The organism is Pectobacterium parmentieri, from assembly GCF_001742145.1.
Lineage (GTDB): Bacteria > Pseudomonadota > Gammaproteobacteria > Enterobacterales > Enterobacteriaceae > Pectobacterium > Pectobacterium parmentieri.
Window position 1 is genome coordinate 4504465 of the sequence record NZ_CP015749.1, and the last position, 24573, is coordinate 4529037.

The 24573-nt window shown below is 50.8% G+C and carries 21 protein-coding genes and 4 tRNA genes; 23 read left to right on the forward strand and 2 right to left on the reverse strand.

What is annotated here, in order from left to right:
• Positions 1-218: 218 nt before the first annotated feature.
• The 18 genes from trxA (at position 219) to A8F97_RS20560 (ending at position 17187) form a co-directional block, all read left to right on the forward strand.
• Entirely contained in the window at positions 219-545 is a 327-nt protein-coding gene (gene trxA, locus A8F97_RS20475) for a thioredoxin TrxA (protein WP_015731409.1), read from the forward strand.
• Positions 546-1039: 494 nt separating this feature from the next.
• On the forward strand, positions 1040-2299 hold the full coding sequence (gene rho, locus A8F97_RS20480) for a transcription termination factor Rho (protein ID WP_025919665.1): 1260 nt from the start codon (positions 1040-1042) through the stop codon (positions 2297-2299).
• A gap of 341 nt (positions 2300-2640) precedes the next feature.
• Positions 2641-3738, forward strand: coding sequence for a UDP-N-acetylglucosamine--undecaprenyl-phosphate N-acetylglucosaminephosphotransferase (gene wecA / locus A8F97_RS20485; RefSeq protein ID WP_099092844.1), 1098 nt, complete (start codon positions 2641-2643; stop codon positions 3736-3738).
• Positions 3739-3759: 21 nt separating this feature from the next.
• The gene (gene wzzE, locus A8F97_RS20490; protein ID WP_014701803.1) at positions 3760-4806 is read left to right on the forward strand and encodes an ECA polysaccharide chain length modulation protein; all 1047 of its coding nucleotides are present in this window, start codon (positions 3760-3762) and stop codon (positions 4804-4806) included.
• A gap of 67 nt (positions 4807-4873) precedes the next feature.
• Positions 4874-5998, forward strand: a complete 1125-nt coding sequence (gene wecB, locus A8F97_RS20495; RefSeq protein WP_033072264.1) for a non-hydrolyzing UDP-N-acetylglucosamine 2-epimerase — start codon at positions 4874-4876, stop codon at positions 5996-5998.
• 124 nt (positions 5999-6122) lie between these two features.
• Positions 6123-7385 carry a UDP-N-acetyl-D-mannosamine dehydrogenase gene (gene wecC, locus A8F97_RS20500; RefSeq protein WP_033072263.1) on the forward strand — a complete coding sequence of 421 codons (1263 nt, stop codon included), beginning with the start codon at positions 6123-6125 and terminating at the stop codon, positions 7383-7385.
• A complete protein-coding gene (rffG, locus tag A8F97_RS20505) occupies positions 7376-8449 on the forward strand; it encodes a dTDP-glucose 4,6-dehydratase (RefSeq protein WP_183042268.1) in 1074 nt (357 codons plus the stop codon). The genes wecC and rffG overlap by 10 nt, the downstream gene beginning before the upstream one ends.
• Positions 8450-8487: 38 nt before the next feature.
• The gene (gene wecD, locus A8F97_RS20510) at positions 8488-9219 is read left to right on the forward strand and encodes a dTDP-4-amino-4,6-dideoxy-D-galactose acyltransferase (protein WP_014701799.1); all 732 of its coding nucleotides are present in this window, start codon (positions 8488-8490) and stop codon (positions 9217-9219) included.
• A gap of 4 nt (positions 9220-9223) precedes the next feature.
• On the forward strand, positions 9224-10354 hold the full coding sequence (gene rffA / locus A8F97_RS20515; protein ID WP_005969147.1) for a dTDP-4-amino-4,6-dideoxygalactose transaminase: 1131 nt from the start codon (positions 9224-9226) through the stop codon (positions 10352-10354).
• A gap of 1 nt (position 10355) precedes the next feature.
• Complete coding sequence (gene wzxE / locus A8F97_RS20520) at positions 10356-11606, forward strand: lipid III flippase WzxE (RefSeq protein WP_014701797.1); 1251 nt, start codon at positions 10356-10358, stop codon at positions 11604-11606.
• A complete protein-coding gene (locus tag A8F97_RS20525; protein WP_033072262.1) occupies positions 11603-12694 on the forward strand; it encodes a TDP-N-acetylfucosamine:lipid II N-acetylfucosaminyltransferase in 1092 nt (363 codons plus the stop codon). Before wzxE ends, A8F97_RS20525 begins: the two co-directional genes overlap by 4 nt.
• Entirely contained in the window at positions 12691-14082 is a 1392-nt protein-coding gene (gene wzyE, locus A8F97_RS20530; protein WP_015731404.1) for an ECA oligosaccharide polymerase, read from the forward strand. The genes A8F97_RS20525 and wzyE overlap by 4 nt, the downstream gene beginning before the upstream one ends.
• Positions 14079-14828, forward strand: a complete 750-nt coding sequence (gene wecG / locus A8F97_RS20535) for a lipopolysaccharide N-acetylmannosaminouronosyltransferase (protein WP_033072261.1) — start codon at positions 14079-14081, stop codon at positions 14826-14828. The genes wzyE and wecG overlap by 4 nt, the downstream gene beginning before the upstream one ends.
• Positions 14829-15127: 299 nt before the next feature.
• Entirely contained in the window at positions 15128-16516 is a 1389-nt protein-coding gene (gene thrP, locus A8F97_RS20540; RefSeq protein WP_033072260.1) for a bifunctional threonine/serine APC transporter ThrP, read from the forward strand.
• A 142-nt stretch (positions 16517-16658) separates the two neighbouring features.
• Positions 16659-16735: transfer RNA gene (locus tag A8F97_RS20545), tRNA-Arg, on the forward strand.
• 117 nt (positions 16736-16852) lie between these two features.
• Positions 16853-16928 (forward strand) — tRNA-His (locus A8F97_RS20550).
• Between the two features lie 52 nt (positions 16929-16980).
• Positions 16981-17067 (forward strand) — tRNA-Leu (locus A8F97_RS20555).
• A 43-nt stretch (positions 17068-17110) separates the two neighbouring features.
• A tRNA-Pro gene (locus A8F97_RS20560) sits at positions 17111-17187 on the forward strand.
• 173 nt (positions 17188-17360) lie between these two features.
• On the opposite strand, the gene A8F97_RS20565 is transcribed toward A8F97_RS20560, so the two are convergent.
• On the reverse strand, positions 17361-18170 hold the full coding sequence (locus A8F97_RS20565) for a transporter substrate-binding domain-containing protein (RefSeq protein WP_014701792.1): 810 nt from the start codon (positions 18168-18170) through the stop codon (positions 17361-17363).
• 253 nt (positions 18171-18423) lie between these two features.
• On the opposite strand from A8F97_RS20565, the gene A8F97_RS20570 reads away from it, so the two are divergent.
• A complete protein-coding gene (locus A8F97_RS20570) occupies positions 18424-19500 on the forward strand; it encodes an iron-containing alcohol dehydrogenase family protein (protein WP_033072259.1) in 1077 nt (358 codons plus the stop codon).
• Between the two features lie 61 nt (positions 19501-19561).
• Here the strand turns inward: A8F97_RS20570 and A8F97_RS20575 are convergent, their stop codons facing one another.
• Complete coding sequence (locus tag A8F97_RS20575; RefSeq protein ID WP_033072258.1) at positions 19562-20863, reverse strand: histidine-type phosphatase; 1302 nt, start codon at positions 20861-20863, stop codon at positions 19562-19564.
• Positions 20864-21111: 248 nt separating this feature from the next.
• Between A8F97_RS20575 and purB the strand changes: the two genes are divergently transcribed.
• The 4 genes from purB to A8F97_RS20595 all read left to right on the forward strand — a co-directional run bounded on the left by purB (position 21112) and on the right by A8F97_RS20595 (position 24573).
• The gene (gene purB, locus A8F97_RS20580; RefSeq protein ID WP_015731401.1) at positions 21112-22476 is read left to right on the forward strand and encodes an adenylosuccinate lyase; all 1365 of its coding nucleotides are present in this window, start codon (positions 21112-21114) and stop codon (positions 22474-22476) included.
• Between the two features lie 9 nt (positions 22477-22485).
• Positions 22486-23028, forward strand: a complete 543-nt coding sequence (locus A8F97_RS20585) for a GNAT family N-acetyltransferase (RefSeq protein WP_015731400.1) — start codon at positions 22486-22488, stop codon at positions 23026-23028.
• On the forward strand, positions 23025-23816 hold the full coding sequence (locus A8F97_RS20590) for an amino acid ABC transporter substrate-binding protein (protein WP_014701788.1): 792 nt from the start codon (positions 23025-23027) through the stop codon (positions 23814-23816). The genes A8F97_RS20585 and A8F97_RS20590 overlap by 4 nt, the downstream gene beginning before the upstream one ends.
• A gap of 85 nt (positions 23817-23901) precedes the next feature.
• Positions 23902-24573, forward strand: coding sequence for an amino acid ABC transporter permease (locus A8F97_RS20595; RefSeq protein WP_005969164.1), 672 nt, complete (start codon positions 23902-23904; stop codon positions 24571-24573).

The following is a 24573-nucleotide window of genomic DNA, read 5'->3' on the forward strand; positions in this document are numbered from 1 at the left end:
ATATCAGCTAACTATTGCTTTACGAAAGCGTATCCGGTGAAATAAAGTCAACCTGCTGTTGGTTAATGCTAGACCAACAAGATATGCCCTTCATTTTTCAAGTTGTAGGTGTGTCAGTGGTACTGAATGACTTGGCGCTTCACCGGGCCTTGCTCTCGCACGTTTTGTCCTGCACCTTGAAATCTATTGGGTATATAAATAATTCTGTGGAGTAAAATATGAGCGATAAAATAATTCACCTGACTGATGACAGCTTTGATACGAAAGTATTGCAGGCTGATGGCGCTACCTTGGTTGATTTTTGGGCTGAGTGGTGTGGTCCTTGTAAAATGATCGCTCCTATTCTGGATGAAATTGCCGAAGAGTTTGAAGGTAAACTGACGGTGACCAAGCTGAACATTGACGAAAATCCTGCGACTGCACCGAAATATGGTATCCGCGGTATCCCTACACTGCTGTTGTTTAAAAACGGCGAAGTGGCGGCGACAAAAGTTGGCGCACTGTCCAAAGGGCAACTGAAAGAGTTCCTGACGGCAAATCTGTAATTAGCTTGATCCCCTGTGAAAGGGGATTACCGGCGGGCGCAATTGGGCAATATGCAATTCTCATATTGACTGCTTGCTGCTCGTCGGGAAGCGTGTTAGATTCTTCAACACTGCATATCGTACTTGCCTATGTTTAAGCCCCTTAGGCTTAAGCCTGAAAGTTAGACTCTAAAGCATTATTCTGTGTCGAAATCGAAAGAACGTTGTTTTACAAAGTATTTTTTGCAAAATAGTTGTTTTACAACACGTTTATGATCCGATTTGGGCAGTCTACTAGTTTTACAATAATTGGTTTTATGTGTCTTCGATCTCCTGCCGTTGATTTATGCAGATATCGTTTATGCGGATGTCGTTTGGCGCGGATTTAATGCGCTTCAGGTGTGAAACCAGACAGGAATCCGGTGGTTGAAGGCTGTTATAGAGGCACGGATGATCCTGCCATACCATTCACGTTAATAGTTCGAGATTTACCCCGAGTTAAAGAACCCACCACTATGAATCTTACCGAATTAAAGAATACGCCAGTTTCTGAGTTAATTACTCTTGGCGAAAATATGGGACTGGAAAACCAGGCCCGCATGCGTAAACAGGATATTATCTTCGCGATTCTGAAACAGCATGCCAAAAGTGGCGAGGATATTTTCGGCGATGGTGTGCTGGAGATACTGCAGGATGGCTTCGGCTTTCTCCGCTCCGCAGATAGCTCCTACCTCGCAGGCCCCGATGATATCTACGTTTCTCCCAGCCAAATCCGCCGTTTCAATCTCCGCACTGGTGACACCATTTCTGGCAAGATTCGTCCGCCGAAAGAGGGTGAGCGCTATTTTGCACTGTTGAAAGTTAACGAAGTTAACTACGACAGACCTGAAAACGCCCGCAACAAGATCCTGTTCGAAAACTTAACGCCACTGCATGCAAATTCTCGTCTGCGTATGGAACGTGGTAACGGTTCAACAGAAGATCTGACGGCGCGTGTGCTGGATCTGGCTTCGCCAATTGGCCGTGGTCAACGTGGGCTGATCGTTGCGCCGCCAAAAGCAGGTAAAACCATGCTGCTGCAGAATATCGCGCAGAGCATTGCTTACAACCATCCTGACTGTGTGCTGATGGTGTTGCTGATTGACGAACGTCCGGAAGAAGTTACCGAGATGCAGCGTCTGGTGAAAGGTGAAGTGGTTGCATCAACGTTTGACGAACCAGCTTCCCGTCACGTTCAGGTTGCTGAAATGGTGATCGAAAAAGCGAAGCGTCTGGTTGAACATAAGAAAGACGTTATCATCCTACTGGACTCCATTACTCGTCTGGCGCGTGCTTACAACACCGTTGTTCCGGCCTCGGGCAAAGTGTTGACTGGTGGTGTGGATGCCAACGCCTTGCATCGTCCGAAGCGTTTCTTCGGTGCGGCACGTAACGTTGAGGAAGGTGGTAGCCTGACAATCATCGCCACCGCGCTGGTTGATACTGGTTCCAAGATGGACGAAGTGATTTACGAAGAATTTAAAGGTACAGGTAATATGGAACTGCACCTAGCGCGTAAAATTGCAGAAAAACGCGTGTTCCCAGCGATTGATTACAACCGTTCTGGTACGCGTAAAGAAGAGCTGCTTACTACCTCTGAAGAATTGCAGAAGATGTGGATTCTACGCAAAATCATCCACCCAATGGGCGAGATCGATGCGATGGAATTCCTCATCAATAAGTTGGCGATGACGAAAACCAACGATGAATTCTTCGATATGATGAAACGTTCATAAATCCGGGCGTTCATCTATACCCTAAATAATTCGAGTTGCGGGACAAAACGTGTTTGTTTTGAATAACGCGAAACGCTAGCCCCTCAGGGTGATGCTCGGATACGAGACGAGTATTGCCAACGCAAACGCAGTTTGAAGTATGGCGGGTACATTACGGATAACTCGGGGAACGCCACGCTGGGTCGTGGCGTTTTTTTATCTCCTAAGTGATCGGATGTGAATGTGCTTTCCGCAGGGAAAGCGCGGTTACTACTTCAATTTGTACTGGCGATCAACGTGGGCGATAGGATATAAGGCGTAAACCGAGTCTATACTGAACAGCTACAGCACGGCTGTTAACGGTGAACTTATTCACTATGAGTACCGAATTACTATTTATTTTCTTGTTTTCTCTGGGCTTTCTTTTTTTTGCTCGCAGCATCGCGGGTAAAATAGGACTTGTCGATCGTCCCAATTACCGTAAACGTCATCGGGGTCTTGTACCTCTGGTTGGCGGCATTTCCGTGTATGCGGGTATCTGCTTTACCTACTTTATTACCGATCAATATATCCCCAACTTCGATCGTTACCTGCCGTGCGCGGGTGTGCTGGTATTTGTCGGCATGCTTGACGATCGTTTTGATATCAGTGTGAAAATTCGTGCCGTTGTGCAGGCATTGGTCGCGGTGGTGATGATGGCCTTTGCTGACTTGACGATACACAATCTGGGGCACATTTTCGGCCCATGGCCGATGGGGCTGGGGCCGTTTGGCTATCTGGTTACGCTGTTTGCCGTTTGGGCTGCGATCAATGCGTTCAATATGGTGGACGGGATTGATGGGTTGCTCGGTGGGTTGTCCAGCGTCTCATTCGGGGCGATGGGGATCTTGTTGTATCTGAGCGGCCATACGAATCTGGCATTGTGGTGTTTCGCCATGATCGCGGCGACGTTGCCTTATATTCTGCTTAATCTCGGCATGTTTGGGCGACGCTACAAAGTCTTCATGGGCGATGCGGGTAGCACGATGATTGGCTTCACGGCTATTTGGCTCCTGATTCAGACGACGCAAGGCCCGCAGCATCCGATTAATCCGGTTACCGCACTGTGGATTATCGCTATTCCGCTGATCGATATGATTGCCATTATGTATCGACGTTTGCGTAAGGGAATGAGTCCGTTCTCGCCTGACCGACAGCATATTCATCATTTAATGATGCGAGCTGGTTTTTCTTCCCGTCAGGCATTTGTCCTGATTACGCTGGCTGCCGCCTTGTTGGCTGCGATCGGCGTGTTGGGAGAATATTTCTTTTTTATACCTGAATGGGTCATGTTGGCATTATTCTTGCTTGTATTTCTGCTATATGGCTACTGCCTGAAACGAGCATGGCGGGTCGCCCGTTTTATCAAGCGAGTCAAACGCCGTATGCGGCATTCTGATGAGCAAAAGCAGTCATCCTGACCAAATAACTTTGGGGAAGTAATGAAATCAGAGAACTTGTCTACTGGGAATGCGTTGATTGATAACGAACTGGATATTCGTGGTTTATTTTGCCACTTGTGGCGTGGGAAAGTGTGGCCGGTAGCGATTGGCCTGCTTTTTGCCATTGTAGCATTAGGTTACTCCTATCTTGTTAAACAGGAGTGGAGTGCGACAGCGATTACCGACAAACCAACGGTCAATATGCTGGGTGGATATTACTCGCAGCAGCAATTCCTGCGTAACCTTGATGCCCGATCTTTTTCCACTCTTCAGCCTGAACAACCGCCTATCTCGGCTGATGCTTATGGTGAACTCATCATGCAATTAGCGGCTTATGATACCCGCCGCGATTTCTGGTTGCAGACCAACTACTACAAGCAACGGCTGGAAGGTGATGAAAAGGCTGACGCGGCCTTGCTGGATGAACTGGTCAATAATATTCAGTTTACGCCGCGTGATGATGGGAAAAAAACCAACGATTCCGTTAAGTTAGTGGCGGAAACCTCTGCGGATGCAAATACGTTACTCCGTCAGTATGTGGCTTTTGCCAGCCAGCGTGCTGCCAGCCATCTGAATGAAGAGATTAAAGGGGCCTGGGCCGCCAGAACTATTTTCATGAAGTCGCAGATTAAACGTCAGGAAGCGGTAGCGAAAGCGATTTACGATCGTGAAATTCGCAGCGTCGAACTGGCACTGAAAATTGCACAACAACAAGGTATTAGCCGTAGTCAGACGGATACACCAGTAGATGAAATCCCCGCATCGGAAATGTTCCTGCTTGGCAGGCCGATGCTCCAAGCCCGACTGGAGACGTTACAGACCAGCGGCCCTCACTACGAACTGGATTACGATCAAAATCGTGCGATGTTGGCAACGTTGAACGTTGGACCAACGCTCGAGCCCAATTTCCAGACGTATCGTTATTTGCGAACGCCGGAAGAGCCGGTGAAGCGTGACAGCCCGCGCCGGGCATTTCTGATGGTGATGTGGGGTGCGATTGGTGCGCTCATCGGGGCGGGGATTGCCTTGGCCCGCCGTCCGCGCTAACCGGCTTGCTGATTTGTGTTTGATGCTCGGCAAGCATTTGCATCTACCCTGATTAAAGAGATTCAATGTGAAAGTGTTGACTGTTTTCGGCACCCGGCCGGAGGCCATTAAAGTGGCACCGCTGGTCCATGCCTTGGCTCAGGATGGAGCCTTTGAATCGAGAATTTGCGTAACAGCCCAGCATCGGGAGATGCTGGATCAGGTGCTGCGTTTGTTCGATATTACGCCGGATTACGATCTGGATATTATGCGACCGGGACAGGGGCTCAGTGAGATATCTTGCCGGATTTTATCGGGGCTTGAACCCGTTATGGCGGAGTTCAAACCGGATTTGGTGTTGGTTCATGGCGATACCACTACGACGCTGGCAACCAGTCTGGCGGCTTTTTACCAGCGTATTCCGGTCGGCCACGTAGAAGCGGGTTTGCGTACTGGTAATCTGTATTCTCCCTGGCCGGAAGAAGCCAACCGTAAGCTGACCGGGCATCTGGCGATGTACCATTTTGCCCCGACGGAGAATTCCCGCCAAAATTTGCTGCGTGAACACTTGTCCGATCGGCATATCTTTGTGACGGGCAATACGGTGATTGATGCGCTGTTTTGGGTGCGTGACCGTATCATCGGCGATGCTACGCTACGTCGCAGCCTCGACGAAAAATATGCTTTTTTGGACGACAGTAAAAAACTGATTCTGGTTACTGGGCATCGACGTGAGAGCTTTGGCGGCGGCTTTGAGCGCATTTGTGGCGCATTGGCCGATATTGCCCGCCGACACCCTGAAGTGCAGATTGTGTACCCAGTCCACCTGAATCCTAACGTTGGCGAGCCGGTGAATCGTATCCTGAGCGGCATTGATAATGTGATGCTGATTGCACCGCAGGACTATCTGCCTTTTGTGTATTTGATGAACCGTTCTTACATGATTTTGACCGACTCGGGTGGCATTCAGGAAGAGGCTCCGTCGCTAGGAATACCTGTTTTGGTGATGCGTGATGCGACGGAGCGACCGGAAGCGGTGGAAGCGGGGACGGTCAAACTGGTCGGCACGGAAGTGGCGAGCATTGTCGATGCGGTATCTATGCTGTTGACGGATGAAGAGGCGTATCAGGCAATGAGCCGCGCCCACAACCCCTATGGCGATGGCCAAGCCTGTCAACGCATTGTTGATGCGTTAAAAAATCATAGGGAATGATTTTTAGCGCTGCTTTTGCAGCGACCCGAAGGGTGTCGGGCAGGGATAGCCTGACATAAAAAATCGCCAGGTGCGATTTTAAACGTCGCCATGCGGCGGCAGACATAAAAATTATGGTGACACTATGAGCTTTACTACCATTTCCGTAATCGGTTTAGGTTACATTGGCTTACCCACCGCTGCGGCGTTTGCGTCGCGTCAGAAAAAAGTTATCGGTGTCGATGTGAACAAACTGGCGGTTGAGACCATTAATCGCGGTGAAATCCATATTGTCGAACCCGATTTGGATACCTTGGTCAAGGTCGCGGTGGAAAATGGCTACCTTCAGGCGATGACAAAACCTGTGCCAGCCGATGCTTTCCTGATCGCCGTTCCTACGCCTTTCAAAGGCGATCACGAACCTGATTTAACCTACGTTCAGGCTGCTGCTGCGTCCATCGCCCCTGTTCTGAAGAAAGGCGATCTGGTGATCCTGGAATCAACGTCCCCCGTAGGGGCGACGGAGCAAATGGCCGAGTGGCTTGCTGAGGCGCGCGCGGATTTGACGTTTCCGCAGCAGGTAGGGGAAACGGCAGACATCAATATTGTCTATTGCCCTGAACGCGTACTACCCGGTCAGGTTGTGGTGGAGTTGATTAAGAACGATCGCGTTATTGGCGGTATGACTCCCGTGTGCTCTGCCCGCGCCAGTGAACTGTACAACATCTTCCTGGAAGGTGAGTGTGTGGTTACTAACTCCCGCACCGCCGAAATGTGTAAGTTGACTGAAAACAGCTTCCGCGACGTTAATATTGCTTTCGCCAATGAGCTCTCGCTGATTTGTGCCGAACAAAACATTAACGTATGGGAACTTATCCGATTGGCAAATCGCCATCCCCGCGTCAATATCCTGCAACCCGGTCCTGGCGTAGGCGGGCACTGTATCGCGGTCGACCCTTGGTTTATCGTGGCGCAAAATCCGCAGCAGGCTCGACTGATTCACACCGCCAGGCTGGTGAACGATGGTAAGCCGCTCTGGGTGGTGGATCAGGTCAAAGCGGCCGTGGCGGATTATCTGGTGCAAACGGATAAGCGCGCTAGCGAGGTCACGGTGGCCTGCTTTGGATTAGCGTTCAAGCCTGATATCGACGATTTGCGTGAAAGCCCTGCGGTGGGGATTACGTCGATGATTGCACAATGGAATTCCGGCGTGACGTTAGTCGTCGAACCGAATGTCAAACACCTGCCGTCCGCGCTGGCTGGGCAGGTAAAACTGGTCGATACCCTCAGCGCATTAAAAGAAGCTGATGTGCTAGTGATGCTGGTCGATCATCGTCAGTTTAAAGCGATTAACCCAGAAGATGTGAAACAACCGTGGGTCATTGATACCAAAGGAGTATGGCGTTGAAACGTATTTTAATTACCGGTGGAGCTGGGTTTATTGGTTCAGCGTTGGTCAGATACATTCTGACTGAAACGCAGGATAGCGTTGTTGTTGTCGATAAACTGACTTATGCGGGGAACCTGTCTTCGCTGGCACCGGTTGCTGAGAGTGAACGTTTTGCGTTCGAGCGGGTGGATATCTGCGATCGCGCTGAATTGGATCGCGTCTTTGCGGCTTACCAACCTGCACTGGTGATGCATTTGGCGGCGGAAAGCCACGTTGACCGCTCTATCGATGGCCCGGCGGCGTTTATCGAAACCAATATTGTCGGCACCTATACCATGCTGGAAGCGGCACGCCACTACTGGCAGAACCTGGCAGATGCGGACAAGGGGGTGTTTCGTTTTCACCATATTTCTACCGATGAAGTGTTTGGCGATCTGCATGGGACGGACGATCTGTTTACCGAAACCACGTCTTATGCGCCGAGCAGCCCCTATTCAGCATCGAAAGCGTCTAGCGACCACCTTGTTCGTGCCTGGCTGCGTACCTACGGGTTCCCGACGGTTATCACCAACTGCTCGAATAACTACGGCCCTTACCATTTCCCAGAGAAGCTGATCCCGCTGGTCATCCTGAATGCAGTCGCGGGCAAACCGTTACCGGTTTACGGTGACGGCGCGCAAATTCGTGACTGGCTGTTTGTCGAAGACCACGCTCGCGCACTGTACAAAGTCGTGACGGAAGGCGAAATCGGCGAGACGTACAACATCGGTGGTCATAACGAACGTAAAAACATTGAAGTGGTGCAGACTATTTGTGAACTGCTGGAAGAGCTGGCACCGAATAAGCCTGCTGGCGTAGCGCATTATCGCGATCTCATCACCTACGTGAAAGACCGCCCAGGCCACGATATGCGTTATGCCATCGATGCCGGAAAAATTGAACGTGAACTGGGCTGGCGTCCAGAAGAAACGTTTGAGACGGGCATGAAAAAAACCGTCAGTTGGTATCTGAATAACGAAAAATGGTGGCGCAGCGTGCAGGACGGTTCTTATACCGGTGAGCGTTTAGGACTGAACGACTAAACTGCGTGCTATATGGCGGAAAAGAAAGGGGCGAAATAATGACCTGTCCGATATCAGCAGGAAAGGGAGAGATTTGCGCCACGATTGAGCCGCTGGTCTGGGAGAGCGAATTCTTCCAGATTGACAGCGGTAAGCTGAATTTTTCGCCTGCTGCGCCCGCGTTAACGAGTGATGTGCTGAGTGCATTTACGCTGACGCAGGCCAAAATCGCAGCAGACAACCTGGTGTTGGCGGATGCGCTGGCCGATCTCGGTTTTCGCTTGGTGGAAGGTGAGGCCGATCTCAGTCTGTCGCTGCACTCCGCTATCGCTGTTACGTCGTTACCGCGCTGGCGTGAAGCCACGCCTGACGATATCCCTGTGTTGAGGGATGCCGCATCACGCGTTTTTGCGCTGAGCCGCTTTCGTTCCCCGTGGTATCAACCGGAGGATAGTGGGCGCTTCTACGCGCAGTGGATTGAGAATGCTGTGCACGGGACGTTCGACCACTGCTGTTTGCTGGTGGAAGATGCTGCGGGCCATCCACAAGGGTGGGTCACGCTGCGCAGGGTTGATGACACGGAGGCTCGTATCGGGTTACTCGGTGTTTGGCCCGGCGTTACGGTACGTGGCATGGGTTCACAACTGATGGCGCTGGCGGAAACGTGGTGCCGACAGCAAGGGTTGATACGCCTTCGGGTCGCGACGCAGATTGGCAACGTGGCGGCTCTTCGTCTTTATCTTCGCCGTGGTGCCACTATTGAGAGCACGGCGTATTGGTTATACAGGTGATCACATGATTCCATTTAATGCGCCACCGGTTGTCGGTACGGAACTGGACTATATGCAGGCCGCCATGAGCAGCGGCAAATTGTGCGGCGATGGCGGGTTTACCCGCCGTTGTCAGCAGTGGCTGGAACATTATTCCGGTAGTAAAAAAGTCCTGCTCACGCCGTCTTGTACCGCGTCGCTGGAAATGGCCGCTATCCTGCTGGACGTGAAGCCCGGCGATGAAGTGATCATGCCGAGCTATACCTTCGTTTCTACCGCCAATGCCTTTGTATTGCGTGGGGCGAAAATCGTGTTTGTCGATATCCGTCCAGATACGATGAACATTGACGAAACGAAGATCGAAGCGGCAATTACAGAAAAAACGCGCATTATCGTGCCAGTTCACTACGCGGGCGTCGCCTGCGAGATGGACGCGATTATGGCACTGGCGAAAAAATACGATTTATATGTCGTGGAAGATGCGGCACAGGGCGTGATGTCCAGCTACAAAGGCCGCGTTCTGGGCTCCATCGGCCACATCGGCTGCTTCAGTTTTCACGAAACCAAGAACTACACCTCGGGCGGAGAAGGCGGGGCCACGCTGATTAATGACGCCAGGCTGGTGGAGCGAGCGGAAATCGTTCGTGAAAAAGGCACCAACCGTAGCCAGTTCTTCCGTGGGCAGGTGGACAAATATACCTGGCGCGACATCGGCTCAAGCTATCTGATGGCGGATATTCAGGCCGCCTATCTCTGGGCACAGTTGGAAGCAGCGCGACCGATTAATGAACGTCGCCTGAAACTGTGGCAGAACTACTACGCCGCATTTAAATCGCTGGCCGACGCTGGGCGACTTACCCTACCGACCGTGCCTGCCAATGGGATCCACAACGCGCACATGTTTTATATCAAACTACGCGATCAGGACGACCGCAGTGCGTTTATCAATTATATGAAAGAAGCCGAAATCATGACGGTCTTTCATTATATCCCGCTACATAGTTGCCCGGCCGGCCTGAACTTCGGTCGTTTCTCCGGTGACGATCGCTACACCACGCAGGAAAGCGAGCGGCTGGTACGTTTACCACTGTTCTACAACCTGTCGGACGTCAATCAGCGTACCGTCATTAATACCATTCTGAGCTTCTTCTCCTGATATGTCGTTGGCGAAAGCATCGATATGGACGGCAGGCTCCACGCTGATAAAAATCGGCGCGGGGCTGGTTGTCGTCAAACTGCTGGCGGTCACGTTTGGCCCCAGCGGTGTGGGGATGGCAGGAAATTTCCGCCAGTTGATTACGGTATTGGGCGTGCTAGCCGGTGCGGGGATTTTCAACGGCGTCACTAAATACGTTGCGGAGTATCAGCAACAGCCGGACCAATTGAGACCGCTGCTCGGCACGTCTATCACGCTGGTGCTGGGATTTTCCACTTTTCTGGCAATACTCTTCCTAGCGGCCGCAACGCCTATCGCCAAGCTACTGTTTGGGCATGACGATTATCGTGATGTGGTGCGTGCGCTGGCATTTATCCAGATGGGTATCGCCTATGCCAACCTGTTTCTGGCGATCCTCAAAGGCTATCGAGATGCGATAGGCAACGCGCTGGCTGTTATCGGCGGCAGTCTGATCGGGTTGGCGGCTTTTTGGATCTGCCTGCGGCTGGGCGGCTATGTTGGCGCATTGGCAGGGCTGGCTCTGGTGCCTGCGCTGTTGGTTATTCCTGCGGGAATAATGCTATTGCGGCGTACACCGCTGTCGTTAGCGTCGTTAAAACCCGCGTGGGATCGCGCCATCGCCGGGCAATTGGGCAAATTTACGCTGATGGCGTTGATGACGGCGGTGACGCTGCCCGTCGCGTACATCATGATGCGTAACCTGCTGGCGGCGCATTACAGTTGGGATGAAGTGGGCATTTGGCAGGGCGTTAGCAGTATTTCCGATGCTTACCTGCAATTTATTACCGCCTCCTTTACCGTTTATTTGTTGCCGACGCTCTCACGTCTGACGGATAAGACCGCGCTGGCGCAGGAAATTGTGCGCTCGCTGAAGTTTGTATTACCCGTCGTAGCGGGCGTCAGCTTTTGCGTGTGGCTGCTGCGAGATTTTGCCATCTGGCTGCTGTTCTCCAGCCAGTTTACTGCAATGAGAGATCTCTTTGTTTGGCAGTTGGTCGGGGATGTGATGAAAGTGGGCGCTTACGTCTTTGGCTATTTGGTCATCGCAAAAGCGGCGCTGCGCTTTTATCTGCTCACGGAAGTGAGCCAGTTTCTTCTGTTAACCGGTTTTTCTCACTGGTTAATTCCGCTTTATGGCGCACAAGGCGCAGCGCAGGCCTATATGGCAACCTACTTGGTCTATTTTTTGCTTTGTTGTTGCGTATTCATTATTTACCGTAGGCGAGCATGACGACACTGATTCATGTATTGGGATCTGATATCCCGCATCATAACCAGACCGTTTTACGTTTTTTTAACGACGTACTGGCGACGGAACTCCCCGAACAGCAGATTCGGCATTTTATCGTCGCGTCCCACGACGGCATTTCGCCAGCCGATTTTCCTGCATTGCGTATCGAAACCTGCGTGGATAAAAAAACGCTGGCTGAGGCGGTTATCGCCAGAGCAAAATCGAACCGCAAGATGCGCTTTTTCCTGCATGGGCAGTTTAACCCCACGCTGTGGCTGGCGTTGCTGAGTGGGAAAATCAAACCTGAGCAGGTTTACTGGCATGTTTGGGGCGCGGATTTGTATGAAGAAGCAAGCGGCCTGAAATACCGCCTGTTTTACCTGCTGCGGCGTATGGCGCAGAAGCGCGTCGGGCACGTGTTTGCCACGCGTGGCGATCTGGCGTGGTATCAGCCGCGAGCTCCTCGCGTGCCGGCGTCACTGTTGTACTTCCCAACGCGGATGAATCCGTCTCTAACGGGTATGCAGGTGGATAAGCCGCTGGCTGGGCCGATGACGATTCTGGTCGGCAACTCTGGCGATCGCACGAATCGTCATCAGGAAGCGTTGCAGGCGATTCACAAACAGTTTGGGAGCAATGTGCGGGTTATTGTGCCAATGGGCTACCCTGCCAATAACGCATCCTACATCGCACAGGTGGAAAAGGACGGTTTGGCGCTGTTCGGCGTGAAAAATTTCCAACTGCTGAAAGACCAACTCGCGTTTGATGATTATCTCAACATGCTGCGTACCTGTGATTTGGGCTATTTTATTTTCGATCGCCAGCAGGGGATCGGGACGCTATGTCTGCTGATTCAGTTTGGCGTGCCGTTCGTGATTAGTCGGCAAAATCCGTTCTGGCAGGATTTGACGGAACAAGGTCTACCCGTGCTGTTTTACGGTGACCAACTGGATGAAGCGTTGGTGCGTGAGGCTCAGCGACAACTGGCATCGGTAGATAAACACCAGATCGCGTTCTTCAATCCCAATTATCTGCAAGGCTGGCGGGATGCGCTGGCGTTGGCGTTGGCGGTGGGAGAACCGATATGACGCTGGGGCAATTTGGTGGGCTATTTGCTGTCTACTTGGTTTCAGTCATCTTTATCCTTAGCCTGACCTGGATGGAGTTTAGGCGAGTGCGTTTTAATTTTAACGTACTGTTTTCTCTGCTCTATTTATTGACGTTCTATTTTGGTTTTCCGTTTACCTGTGTACTGGCGTTCCGGTTTGGCGTTGACGTCGTCCCCGTGCAGTACCTGCTTCAGGCGATGCTGTCCGCAACGGCGTTTTATGCGATCTACTACGTCAGCTATAAAACGCGATTACGCCAGAAAACCGCCGCGCCGCGTGCGCCACTTCTGACGGTGAATCGGGTTGAAGCCAACTTGACCTGGCTGCTGCTGGCGTTGATCGCGGTAGTGACCGTCGGTATTTTCTTTCTCAACAACGGTTTCCTACTGTTTAAGCTGCGTACTTACAGCCAGATATTTTCCAGCGATGTGTCTGGCGTGGCGTTGAAACGCTTTTTCTACTTCTTCATTCCGGCAATGCTGGTGGTCTATTTTCTGCGTCAGACGCAGCGTGCGTGGCTAGTGTTCCTCATTGGAACGGTTGCCTTCGGGATGCTGACGTATGTGATTGTCGGCGGCACGCGCGCGAATGTGATCATCGCCTTCGCTCTGTTTCTGTTTATTGGAATCGTGCGCGGCTGGATTACGCTCTGGATGCTAGTCGCGGCTGGCGTGTTTGGGATTGTCGGGATGTTCTGGCTAGCGCTGAAGCGCTATGGGCTGGATGTCAGCGGCGATTACGCCTTTTATACTTTCCTCTATTTAACTCGTGACACCTTCTCGCCTTGGGAGAATCTGGCGCTGCTGTGGCAGAACTATGACAAAATTGAATTTCAGGGACTGGCCCCCATCGCCCGTGATTTCTACGTCTTTATTCCCTCCTGGCTATGGCCCGATCGTCCGAATCTGGTGTTAAACAGCGCCAACTATTTCACCTGGGAGGTGCTGAATAACCACTCTGGGCTGGCGATATCCCCCACGCTGTTGGGTTCGCTGGTGGTGATGGGAGGCGTGCTGTTTATCCCGCTGGGGGCGGTTGCGGTAGGGCTGGTTATCAAGTGGTTTGACTGGGTGTATGAGCTAGGGAAGAACGATAGCAATCGCTACAAGGCTGCTATTTTACAGGCGTTCTGCTTCGGTGCCGTATTCAATATCATTGTGCTGGCACGTGAAGGCGTCGATGCCTTCGTTTCACGCGTGGTGTTTTTCTGTCTGGTATTTGGGCTGTGCTTGCTTGTAGCGAAGTTGCTTTACTGGCTGCTGGAAAGTGCCGGGCTCATCCGACAGCGTCTGGTGCGCATGCGTGCCACGCCGCTAGCATCCACACCCAGCACTGTACAGGATCCTGTGATAAAGGAGCAGATATGACCGCGTTGAAAACCCCAGAGACCATTCCTTTGTATGCTATCCGTGGTTTGTCCATTCACGGTTTTCGCAATAAGGCGCAGTTTATTGATTACCTGTTTGCAGGGGAGCGGGTTGAAACGGGGACGCTTGTCGCGATTAACGCCGAGAAAGTGCTCACGGCGGAAAAAGATGTGGCGCTGCGAACGCTGCTCGATCGCGCAGAATATAAGTATGCGGACGGTATTAGCATTGTGCGTTCAATACGGCGCAAATATCCACAGGCTGACGTCACACGGATTGCGGGTGCAGACCTGTGGGAAGCGCTGATGGAGCGGGCGGGCAAGCAGGGAACGCCGGTTTTTCTGGTGGGCGGCAAATCTGATGTGCTGGCACAAACGGAAGTGAAACTGCGGGCGCAGTGGAACGTGAATATTGTCGGCAGTCAGGACGGCTATTTTACGCCAGAGCAGCGCGATGCCCTGTTCGAACGTATCCGCGCCAGCGGTGCGCAAATTGTTACTGTCGCGATGGGATCGCCACGGCAGGAAATCCTGATGCGCGACTGTCGTCACCACTATCCTGATGCGCTATATATGGGCGTCGGTGGAACATATGATGTCTTTACCGGGCATGTGAAACGCGCCCCGCTCGTGTGGCAAAACCTAGGGCTGGAATGGTTGTATCGCTTGCTGTCCCAGCCGAGCCGTATTTTTCGGCAGTTTAAGCTGTTGAAATATGTCGCCTATCACTATAGTGGTCGCCTGTAAATTCATTGAATTGGCGCGTTAAACGCGCCAACCTTTCCTCACCGCCTTTCTCTACAGTAGATAACCCTAATTTTTCATTCCTATTCGACTTCAATTGTCTGTTTGCCAAACAATCCGAAAGACAGAATTCTATCTTTGACGTATTCGTCGTCCCTGATGTGTTATTCAAGCTCACATTACGGTATTTTCATGGCCGCCATTTAAGGCGAGGACACAATCTTTCTAACAGATAGCATTTCTGAAATAAGAACAATAACCGGCAGCAGTCGGGATAAGCACAACATAAAGACAGAGGATATATGGCAGAAGATGTAAAGCAGGAAAAACTCCATAGAGGGTTGGAAGCCCGACATATTGAGCTAATTGCGCTGGGCGGCACAATTGGCGTCGGGCTGTTTATGGGCGCGGCCAGTGCGTTGAAGTGGGCAGGACCATCAGTCTTGTTGGCCTATATTGTTGCCGGGATTTTCGTTTTCTTCATCATGCGCTCAATGGGCGAGATGCTCTATCTGGAGCCGGTAGCAGGATCGTTTGCCGTCTACGCACATAAATATATGCACCCCTTCTTCGGTTATCTCACCGCGTGGGGCTATTGGTTTATGTGGATGGCGGTCGGGATTTCGGAAATTACCGCTATTGGCGTATATGTTCAGTATTGGTTCCCCGACTTGCCACAGTGGATACCGGCCATCGCTGCGGTAGCACTCGTCGCGGGCGCAAACCTTGCTGCCGTAAGGTTGTATGGCGAAATCGAATTCTGGTTCGCGATGATTAAAATCACCACCATCGTCGTGATGATATTAGTCGGCGTCGGTATTATCTTCTTCGGATTCGGTAACCACGGTCAGGCGACCGGATTCAGTAACCTGACCGAACACGGCGGCTTCCTCGCGGGAGGCTGGAAAGGTCTGCTGTTTGCACTCTGTCTGGTGGTGGCGTCCTATCAGGGGGTTGAGCTGGTAGGTATTACGGCAGGAGAGGCGAAAAATCCGCAGGTGACGCTGAAGCGCGCTATCAATAACATTTTGTGGCGCATCCTGATTTTCTATGTGGGCGCGATCTTCGTTATCGTCACGATTTTTCCTTGGAATGAAATTGGTACGTCCGGCAGCCCGTTTGTGCTGACGTTTGCCAAAATCGGTATTGTGGCAGCGGCAGGCATCATCAACTTTGTGGTACTGACGGCTGCGCTGTCCGGCTGTAACAGCGGTATGTATAGCTGTGGTCGGATGCTGTATTCGCTGGCTAACAACCGCCAACTTCCTGCCTGGCTAGGTAAAGTGACGGCCAGCGGTGTGCCGGCGGCAGGCGTCATGGTTTCTATTCTTTGTCTGGTGGCTGGGTCACTCTTGAATTACGTCATCCCTAACCCGGAAAAAGTGTTTGTTTATGTTTATAGCGCCAGCGTGCTGCCGGGCATGGTGCCGTGGTTTGTGGTGTTGATCAGCCAACTGCGTTTTCGTGAGCAGCATCGTGCTGCGCTGGTCGCACATCCGTTTAAATCGATACTGTTCCCGTGGGTAAACTACCTGACGATGGCATTTTTGCTGTGTGTGCTGGTGGGAATGTATATAAATATAGACACACGGATGTCTTTATTGGTTGGTATCGCCTTTTTAGCTGTAGTCAGCCTGTGCTATTTCGTGCTGGGATTGGGCAAAAAAACGTCGCTGGCACGGGGTAAATAGTCGTGTTTGGGGGCGGGAAGCGCGGATTTGTACGTTATTTAGCTTGAAATGAACAAAGCATAAGCAAACGCATCATTTCGATAAAAAAGCACTAGACAGTCAGTCGCTAAGTCCGTAATATCCCGTCCCGCAACGGCGCTAAGCGCCCGTAGCTCAGCTGGATAGAGCGCTGCCCTCCGGAGGCAGAGGTCTCAGGTTCGAATCCTGTCGGGCGCACCATTATATTGTGTAAACGAGTATGTTGTGTGCAAGAGCTGCGGTGGTACACTTACCTTCGTAAAGAAAGTATCCCGTAAAAAGGAAGTGCCGCGTAATAAGATGTAAAATGTGGTGATGGTGGCTATAGCTCAGTTGGTAGAGCCCTGGATTGTGATTCCAGTTGTCGTGGGTTCGAGTCCCATTAGCCACCCCAGATTTAGCAGTAAATTAGCGATTTTTCGTTAATAAAAAAGTTTGTGAGTTATGCGAAGGTGGCGGAATTGGTAGACGCGCTAGCTTCAGGTGTTAGTGTTCTTACGGACGTGAGGGTTCAAGTCCCTCTCTTCGCACCACGCACAAACGAGAACATCAGTGATGTTCAATAAGCAGTACATTCGGCGAGTAGCGCAGCTTGGTAGCGCAACTGGTTTGGGACCAGTGGGTCGGAGGTTCGAATCCTCTCTCGCCGACCAATTACAAAAAAAGCACATCGAAAGATGTGCTTTTTTTCGTCTGAAAATCATGTAACGACGATAAACCCTGATTTTTTATTTAATTTTAATACGGGTAGAGTGCGGATATGAAAGGTTGCTCGTCCGCACTTTGATTTTTACAGATAGACTGGATTTGTACCGATAGGCTGTTTTTATTTAGCTTTGGATCCATGCCCCAGCACATCATCGCTACCGAAATACTTTTCAGCCAGCTCGTTCAACTGATGGTTGCTTCTCAATGTGTCGAGCTTTTCGTTAAAAGCAGCGAGCAGGGTGTCGCCTTTTGGATTTTTCGCAAACGGAAAACTAACGATTTCATGAGATAACGGCTCCCCAACCAACTTGAGTGGCAGTTTATGTTTGTTGATTTCGGCTAGCAGAATTGGGCGTGAATTGACATAGCCCTGTACGCGGTTACTGATGACATCATTGACTGCGCCATCCCGGGTCTCGTAGGTTCTAATGGTAATATTGTTTTTGGGAAAAGCGTTACGCAGGTTTGTGACGTGTGTAGAGCCTAGAACCCCAGCAATCGTTTTTCCGTCCAGATCGGATAAAGACTGGATATCGTCATTTTTTATACTTGTGACGACCTGTGAAGCATAAGTGAGGTAGTCTTTAGAAAAATTGTATTTTTTCTGACGAGCCTCGGTTTGGACGAAATTATTCGCGATAGTATCAAGTTTTCCTGCCTCTAACTGCCCCAGTAAGCCGCTGAAGTCCGATGTTGTCCACTCGACCTTATAGCCCAGTTCATTCGCTATTTTTTCAGCGACTTCTACATCATAGCCAACGAGTTTACCGTTTTCTTTATAAGAACCAGGAAAACTTTGTCCGGTAGTACCAATGCGTAAAACCTGTGGCTGGTCTGTAGTGGTCGTATTATCACACCCAGCTACGACGACGGCGATCCCTGCTGCGAGCAAGAGTGTTTTAGGTTTAATAAAGAAACGTGTTTGCATGGTGGATTCCTATTCCCTAGTGTAATGGTTATATCAGTTTGGGTTTTAATATAATTATTTGATAGATATAGATTTAAGAACCTAAACTGAACTATATCACTGCGAAAAATGAGTGGCTTATATCGTAATGCTATAATTTATTCTCTTTACTCCAGTTACAAATTTCATCGGGATTCTTAAACTGATAAACCAATCTGTGGGCCTTCCTCATGATTATGAAAGAATGGCAACGGCCAGTTAAAAAGGAATTCTTGTGTTATCTATAAAATCTCCCCTTGCTTATCATCATCAGGCTGATTTGTGCCGTCATATCGGTGAGCTAATTCGCTCGTTTAGTCAGAACATTGCGATTTTAACCAGCCCAAGAGCCTGGCAAGCGGTTGAGAATGAAGTGACTGGCAGCCTTAAGGACAGCGGAATTGCTTTTGATGTGCATTTCTTAACCGGAGAATGTACGCGTGAAAGTGTGGAATACCACCGCGAAAAAATTGCACGGAATAACATTCAGTTCGTCGTAGGGATTGGCGGCGGGCGTGTGCTGGATTGTGCTAAGGCGGTGGCAGACGGACTGGAAAATGGGCAGGTTGCCACACTACCAACGATAGCGGCTACCTGTGCTGCCTGGTCGCCAATTAGCATTCTTTATAATGATCACGGCGGGCATCAGGGGACTGTTGTGCTCAAACGGATGCCTGTCCTTGTCATGGTTGATAGTTCCGTTATTGCACGTAGCGACGCGCGTTATTTGAAAGCCGGGATCGTTGACGCATTGGCGAAATGGTATGAATTTCAGCCGTACTTGATATCGTGTGGCGACAGCCTGGCATTGAGCCTCAAGATACAGGCTGCCACTTTTGCCCGTGACATCTTTGAACAATGGGGAGAACAGGCGATACGCGATAACAAAAATCAGGAGGTGACGCCTGCGTTGCAGAAGGTTATTGACGCGGCGATTGCTGGCGCGGGACTGGCTAACAGTATGAGGGATGAAAACCCTGCTCCGGGGGTTGCTCATGCTATTCATAACCGTTTGACCTATATCCCCGAGTTGCACGATTGGCTACATGGTGAAAAAGTCGGATTCGGATTGCTAGTACAATCTCTTCTGGCTCACGACAGCGAGTGTGTTGATGACGATTTATTGAAGCAGTTATCTCGCTATGATATGCCCTTATCGCTTCCGATAGCAGGAGATCAATATGAGGAAGCGGTGAAGCATATCGTGACACACTTTAAATTCCCTACTGACAGCGCGGCGTTGTTGCCGTTCTCTCTCTCTCCAGACGCACTGAGCCGCGCTCTTCTGGCGGTGGAAAATATGCACAGATAGCCATGCTGTCCTGCCGGATTCATCAACCCGACAGGACGTTGTTTCCCTGCGTGGTAGTGCGTTATGGCGTGTAATGCACCGTTGCTAACGCACTGCTATCGATACTTTTTCGCATTGATTTTAGCGTGGTATCAAAAGGACACAGCGTGCCTTGCTCTGTCTGCTGGCAACCCTGGGATGTAAATTCTTCTTTCAGTAACGGTTGCTGCTCGCCCAACGGTGTCAGCGAACGGATCTGATCCAGCGATTGTGTTTGGAAATAAATACGCAAAAAACGTTGCTGAGTGGTGGCATCGCGCCAGCGCTCAAAGACCAGACTACCTGCGGGCGGGATGTTATCGGCGGTATCGCCGGGTAGCTGCCAGTGAAACTGCAATAGCGTGCGTAGATAGGCGATGTTGGTGTCGTGGGCGACATACAACAAGTAAGGTGCTGTCGGCGGCTCGCCTTGTGCGGTGTCCTGCGCTTCCTGTGTTCCCTGCGCCAGCGCCTGTGCGATTTGCTGCATCAATAGCGAGCCACCGCGCTGTGCGATATAGGGAACATCATTGGTGACGTCGTATTTAGCCGTCATCGGGGCCATCAATGGGGTGAGATCCTGCGTGCTGCGGACATGACCGAAGGCAACCTGTGCCAGCGGCAGGTTTTCGCTATATTCCAGCAGGAAAACCTCGCTCATATTCGCCAGCGTATTCAGACCACTGATAGAAGTCGAACCATCTTTATCCTGTTTGAGCGCCCACGGTTTATCAAACACCGGACAGGGTTGGTCTGCTTCGCATACGACCTGCTTCAACAACGCGATAGTGGGCTTAAGACGTTGATAGGCGGTATCTAGATCGCCACCCATCGTTTTCAACATCTCGGCCTTTGCCCGTTCAGGGTCAAGCGTGCCAATTCCCATTTTATCCCCGTGGAACAACGGATCGTGTTTTTCATCCTCAATGGCATGTGTGGCAACACCGCAACCAGGAAACATGCCGTCCATATAAGCCTGTGCGGTTGCGCGAGTGCGTTGTAATGGGCTGGCAAGCACATAAATCTGTTGCTCCATCGGGCAACCTGAAGCGAACAGATGTTGTTGACGATAATATTCGCCCTCATAGCGGCCTTTGAGCACGGTGGCGGCATAGCCATGTCCGGTTAATTCGCCATCCCGCGTGACCCACTGCGGCCATTGTCGTGCTGTGCCGGATTCTAACGCGGTTGTGTTGGATTCAGTCGGGGGGCGAACACCATGGCGGCTGACTTCAACCACCTTCTCCAACTGGTAGCGATCCTGAGCCTGAGTAGAGAACGTTGAGATAATAGGTATGACAATCAATAAAATACGGAGCGTTCGCAATGTGTAGTGGGAAAGCATGATAGTCCTTCGTCAGCAGTAATACGGGCAAGGAATTTCATTGTAGAGAAGGGAAAGTGACAAACGGGTTTCTCAGCCCAAGAGGGAGTGTTAGCGAACATGTCCAGATGCATACTTTGCAATCAAACTTTTAGATCTAAGATAGATCCGAAAGATATAAAGCGCATAATTTCCGCATGTTATATTTTTAAAAATTAAAAAGACGACATAAAACCCCGCCTGATAAATCCAACACTAACGAGTTAATTATGGCATCACATCTTATTGATTTTCTTCTTATAGGGAATAATTTTGGCACGCCTGAAATGCGCGGCGTCTGGTCCGAGCATAACCGCCTGACTAAACAGGTCGAGGTAGAAGTGGCCCTGGCGCTTGCCGAGGGTGAACTGGGTGTCATTCCGCTGGATGCGGCAAAAACCATTGCAGAAAACGCTGACGCAAGCGCACTTAACGTTGAAGAGATTGCCAAAGATGCGGCACGCATGAAGCATTCTCTGATGCCGACGATTGCCGCGATTCAGAGACAGTGTGGTGCTGCGGGTGAATTTATTCACTATGGCGTGACCACGCAGGACATCGTTGATACCGCGACAGTGTTACAACTGAAACAATCTTTTGATATTGTCGTCAGAGATACACAATTGCTGGCCGTTGAACTGAAACGTTTGGCGAAGAAATACCAACATACGCTGATGGCTGGCCGTACCCACGGCATGCAGGCGCTGCCGACCACGTTTGGCTTCAAACTGGCTGTCTGGCTGGATGAGTTTATTCGTCACCTTGAGCGTTTGGGTGAAATCAGAGAGCGTGTTTTGGTTGGCAACATCAACGGCGCTATTTGCACCTATGCTTCTTTTGGCGAGCAAGGGCCGGAAATTGAGCGTCTGACGCTGGATAAACTGGGGCTGAATACGCCGAATATCGGCTGGCAGTCTGCCCGCGATCGCTTCTCCGAATATGCCTCCGTGACGGTTCTGATCAGCGGTACGCTGGGCAAAATCGGCAACGAGCTGTACAACCTGATGCGCACCGAGATTAATGAAATCGAAGAGCCGTTCTCCGAAGGGAAAATCGGTTCTACCACGATGCCGCACAAACGTAACCCTGCCGCGCTGGAAGGGCTGGCGAGCCTGACGGCACCGCTGTTTAAGAGCGCCGCGCTGATCCACGAATCCATGAAAGTTGAACATGAGCGCGATGCGATGAGCTGGCGTGCGGAGTGGATCGCGCTGCCGGAAATCAACATCTATTTGTCCGCTCAACTTCAGAATGCACTTGGCATCCTGCGTGGCATGTCTGTTAACGAAAAGCAGATGCTGGCGAACCTCGATCTGCAAAATGGCCTGCTGTTGTCCGAGAAAGTGATGTTCGAGATTGGCAAACGTCTCGGTAAGCAGACCGCTCACCATTTGGTTTACGAATGTTCTATGCAGGCATTCGAGCAGGATCAGTCCTTTAAATCGGTGCTGCTGGCCCATCCGGTGCTTTCTGAACAGGTGACTGCCGCCGATCTGGACGACTGGCTGAATCCGGCGAACTATGTCGGTAGCGCGCCGCAGAAGGTTGATGATGTTATCCGCTATGCAGATAACTCCGGCCTGTTGCCAGCATAAGGTGAAACCATGAGTATCGTATTTCGTCAGGCTACGCTTGCGGATGATGAAACTTTTTTGGCACTGGCGCTGGCGGCCTTTGAGCCCATTCGCCAGTTAGGTATCAATTTTTCTGCGGCCCATGCGGATATTGACATGGTGCGCACGCATATCGCCTCACACGGCGTTTATGTGATGGAAAAAGACGGGGAGATGGTGTCGTCATTTACCATTCGCTATCCGTGGGGGCCTGAGCCGGGTCCGTTCGGTTTACCCCATCTGGGCTGGTTTGCGACGCACCCTGGCTATAAAAAACAGGGATTGGGTAAGCAAATGATGGGCTGGCTGGAAGAAGAAATTCTGATTAACCAGCTCAAAGCGCCAGCAGTGTCGCTGGGCACTGCGCAAAACCACCCGTGGCTGATTGAGATGTACCGAAATTATGGTTTCAAGGAAGTCGGGCAGACGAATCTGGGAAAAGGACACCTGACAATCTGGATGGAAAAAATCCTTGATAACCAATTGTACGACCAGTGGAAAGATAAAAATTCAAAAAGAGAGGCAGTAAAATGATGAAAAAAGTAACGTTGTCTGTTCTGGCGCTGACGACCGCCTTTCTTGTTGCCGGTTGTGATTCTGGGAAGAGCGGCACCGAGCAGGAAAAAGTATTGAAAGTGGGTTCAACGGGCCAGAGTTATCCAAGTGGTTTTAAGCAGGATAACAAGCTGGTCGGGTTTGACGTTGAAGTCACGGAAACCATCGCGAAGGATTTGAACTACAAAGTTGAGTGGGTTACCGCTGATTTCAGTGGCCTGATGGGGCAATTGGAAGCGAAAAAGCTGGATACCGTGGCGAACGTGGTGGCAATTACCCCTGCACGTCAGGAAAAATACAATTTCGCCCAGCCGTATAGCTTCTACGGTAGCCAGATTGTGACGCACAAAGATAACACAGACATTAATACACTGGCCGACCTGAAAGGGAAGACGGTTGCTGGCGTTCTGGGTTCTAACCACGTCAACAACCTGAAAAAAGCCTTTGCCGACGGCAGCGTCACTATTCGCACCTATGAAACACGCGATGGTGCGATGAACGATGCGCTGTCTAAACGCGTTGAAGGCTACGTGAATTCACGTCCGATCCTGCTGGCAGAAATCAATAAGCGTAACCTTCCGTTTAAGCTGGTTGGTGAGCCGCTGGTGATTGAAGAGGTCAGCTTCCCGTTCCACAAAGACGAAAATGGTGATGCATTACGTAAACAATTCGATGCTGAATTGACGAAAATGCGTGAAGATGGACGCCTGAAAGCTCTCGCCGAAAAATACTTTGGTGAGGATATCTCTGTTTCACCGAAAAAGTAACGTTATTGCATTGCCGCTTGTCGGTTGACTTATCGCCTCCTCCACCGGTGCAGTATGGCCGGTGGAAGCATTAATGGTATAACTCATGAATGTCGATCTTGCCTACCTGCTGAAGGTCTTTCCCCAGGTATTAATGTATTTGCCGACCACGCTGTTCCTTGCCGTGGTGTCGATGTTTTTTGCTATGGTTCTCGGCCTTATCCTGGCGTTAGTCCGTGAAAGCAAGATCGTCGCGGTAGTAAAAATTGTCGAACTGTATATTTCCCTGTTCCGCGGTATTCCGTCGCTGGTTCAATTGTTTATTATCTATTTCGGCCTACCGCAGCTATTTCCAAGCTTATCCAATCTGGATGCGATGACGGCCGCGATTATTGGTTTTAGCCTGAAAACCTCCGCCTATATGGCTGAGATTTTCCGTGCAGGCCTGGCCTCGGTGGATTTCGGCCAGACGGAAGCGGGTCTGTCCATTGGCATGAGTAAAGCGCAGGTCTATCGCCGCATCGTGTTGCCTCAGGCCATGCTGAATGCGCTGCCAGCGACGGGGAACACCTTTATTTCCCTGATTAAAGATACTTCGGTGGCCTTTGCGCTGGGTGTCTCCGAGCTGTTCGCGGAAGGCAAGATGATTGCCGCTGAATCTCTGCGTTTCTTTGAGACCTTCCTGGTCGTGGGTCTGATTTACTGGATGGTGATTGTGGTTTACGCCTGGCTGCAAAAACAGCTTGAGAAGAAACTGAATCACTCGCTACAGCGATAA

What these genes read in the sequence shown, in the direction of transcription:
- trxA (WP_015731409.1), top strand. Translation starts at nt 219, where the DNA reads ATGAGCGATAAAATAATTCACCTGACTGATGACAGCTTTGATACGAAA.
- rho (WP_025919665.1), top strand. Translation starts at nt 1,040, where the DNA reads ATGAATCTTACCGAATTAAAGAATACGCCAGTTTCTGAGTTAATTACT.
- wzzE (WP_014701803.1), top strand. Translation starts at nt 3,760, where the DNA reads ATGAAATCAGAGAACTTGTCTACTGGGAATGCGTTGATTGATAACGAA.
- wecC (WP_033072263.1), top strand. Translation starts at nt 6,123, where the DNA reads ATGAGCTTTACTACCATTTCCGTAATCGGTTTAGGTTACATTGGCTTA.
- rffG (WP_183042268.1), top strand. Translation starts at nt 7,376, where the DNA reads ATGGCGTTGAAACGTATTTTAATTACCGGTGGAGCTGGGTTTATTGGT.
- wecD (WP_014701799.1), top strand. Translation starts at nt 8,488, where the DNA reads ATGACCTGTCCGATATCAGCAGGAAAGGGAGAGATTTGCGCCACGATT.
- rffA (WP_005969147.1), top strand. Translation starts at nt 9,224, where the DNA reads ATGATTCCATTTAATGCGCCACCGGTTGTCGGTACGGAACTGGACTAT.
- wzxE (WP_014701797.1), top strand. Translation starts at nt 10,356, where the DNA reads ATGTCGTTGGCGAAAGCATCGATATGGACGGCAGGCTCCACGCTGATA.
- A8F97_RS20525 (WP_033072262.1), top strand. Translation starts at nt 11,603, where the DNA reads ATGACGACACTGATTCATGTATTGGGATCTGATATCCCGCATCATAAC.
- wzyE (WP_015731404.1), top strand. Translation starts at nt 12,691, where the DNA reads ATGACGCTGGGGCAATTTGGTGGGCTATTTGCTGTCTACTTGGTTTCA.
- wecG (WP_033072261.1), top strand. Translation starts at nt 14,079, where the DNA reads ATGACCGCGTTGAAAACCCCAGAGACCATTCCTTTGTATGCTATCCGT.
- thrP (WP_033072260.1), top strand. Translation starts at nt 15,128, where the DNA reads ATGGCAGAAGATGTAAAGCAGGAAAAACTCCATAGAGGGTTGGAAGCC.
- A8F97_RS20565 (WP_014701792.1), bottom strand. Translation starts at nt 18,170, where the DNA reads ATGCAAACACGTTTCTTTATTAAACCTAAAACACTCTTGCTCGCAGCA.
- A8F97_RS20575 (WP_033072258.1), bottom strand. Translation starts at nt 20,863, where the DNA reads ATGCTTTCCCACTACACATTGCGAACGCTCCGTATTTTATTGATTGTC.
- purB (WP_015731401.1), top strand. Translation starts at nt 21,112, where the DNA reads ATGGCATCACATCTTATTGATTTTCTTCTTATAGGGAATAATTTTGGC.
- A8F97_RS20585 (WP_015731400.1), top strand. Translation starts at nt 22,486, where the DNA reads ATGAGTATCGTATTTCGTCAGGCTACGCTTGCGGATGATGAAACTTTT.
- A8F97_RS20590 (WP_014701788.1), top strand. Translation starts at nt 23,025, where the DNA reads ATGATGAAAAAAGTAACGTTGTCTGTTCTGGCGCTGACGACCGCCTTT.
- A8F97_RS20595 (WP_005969164.1), top strand. Translation starts at nt 23,902, where the DNA reads ATGAATGTCGATCTTGCCTACCTGCTGAAGGTCTTTCCCCAGGTATTA.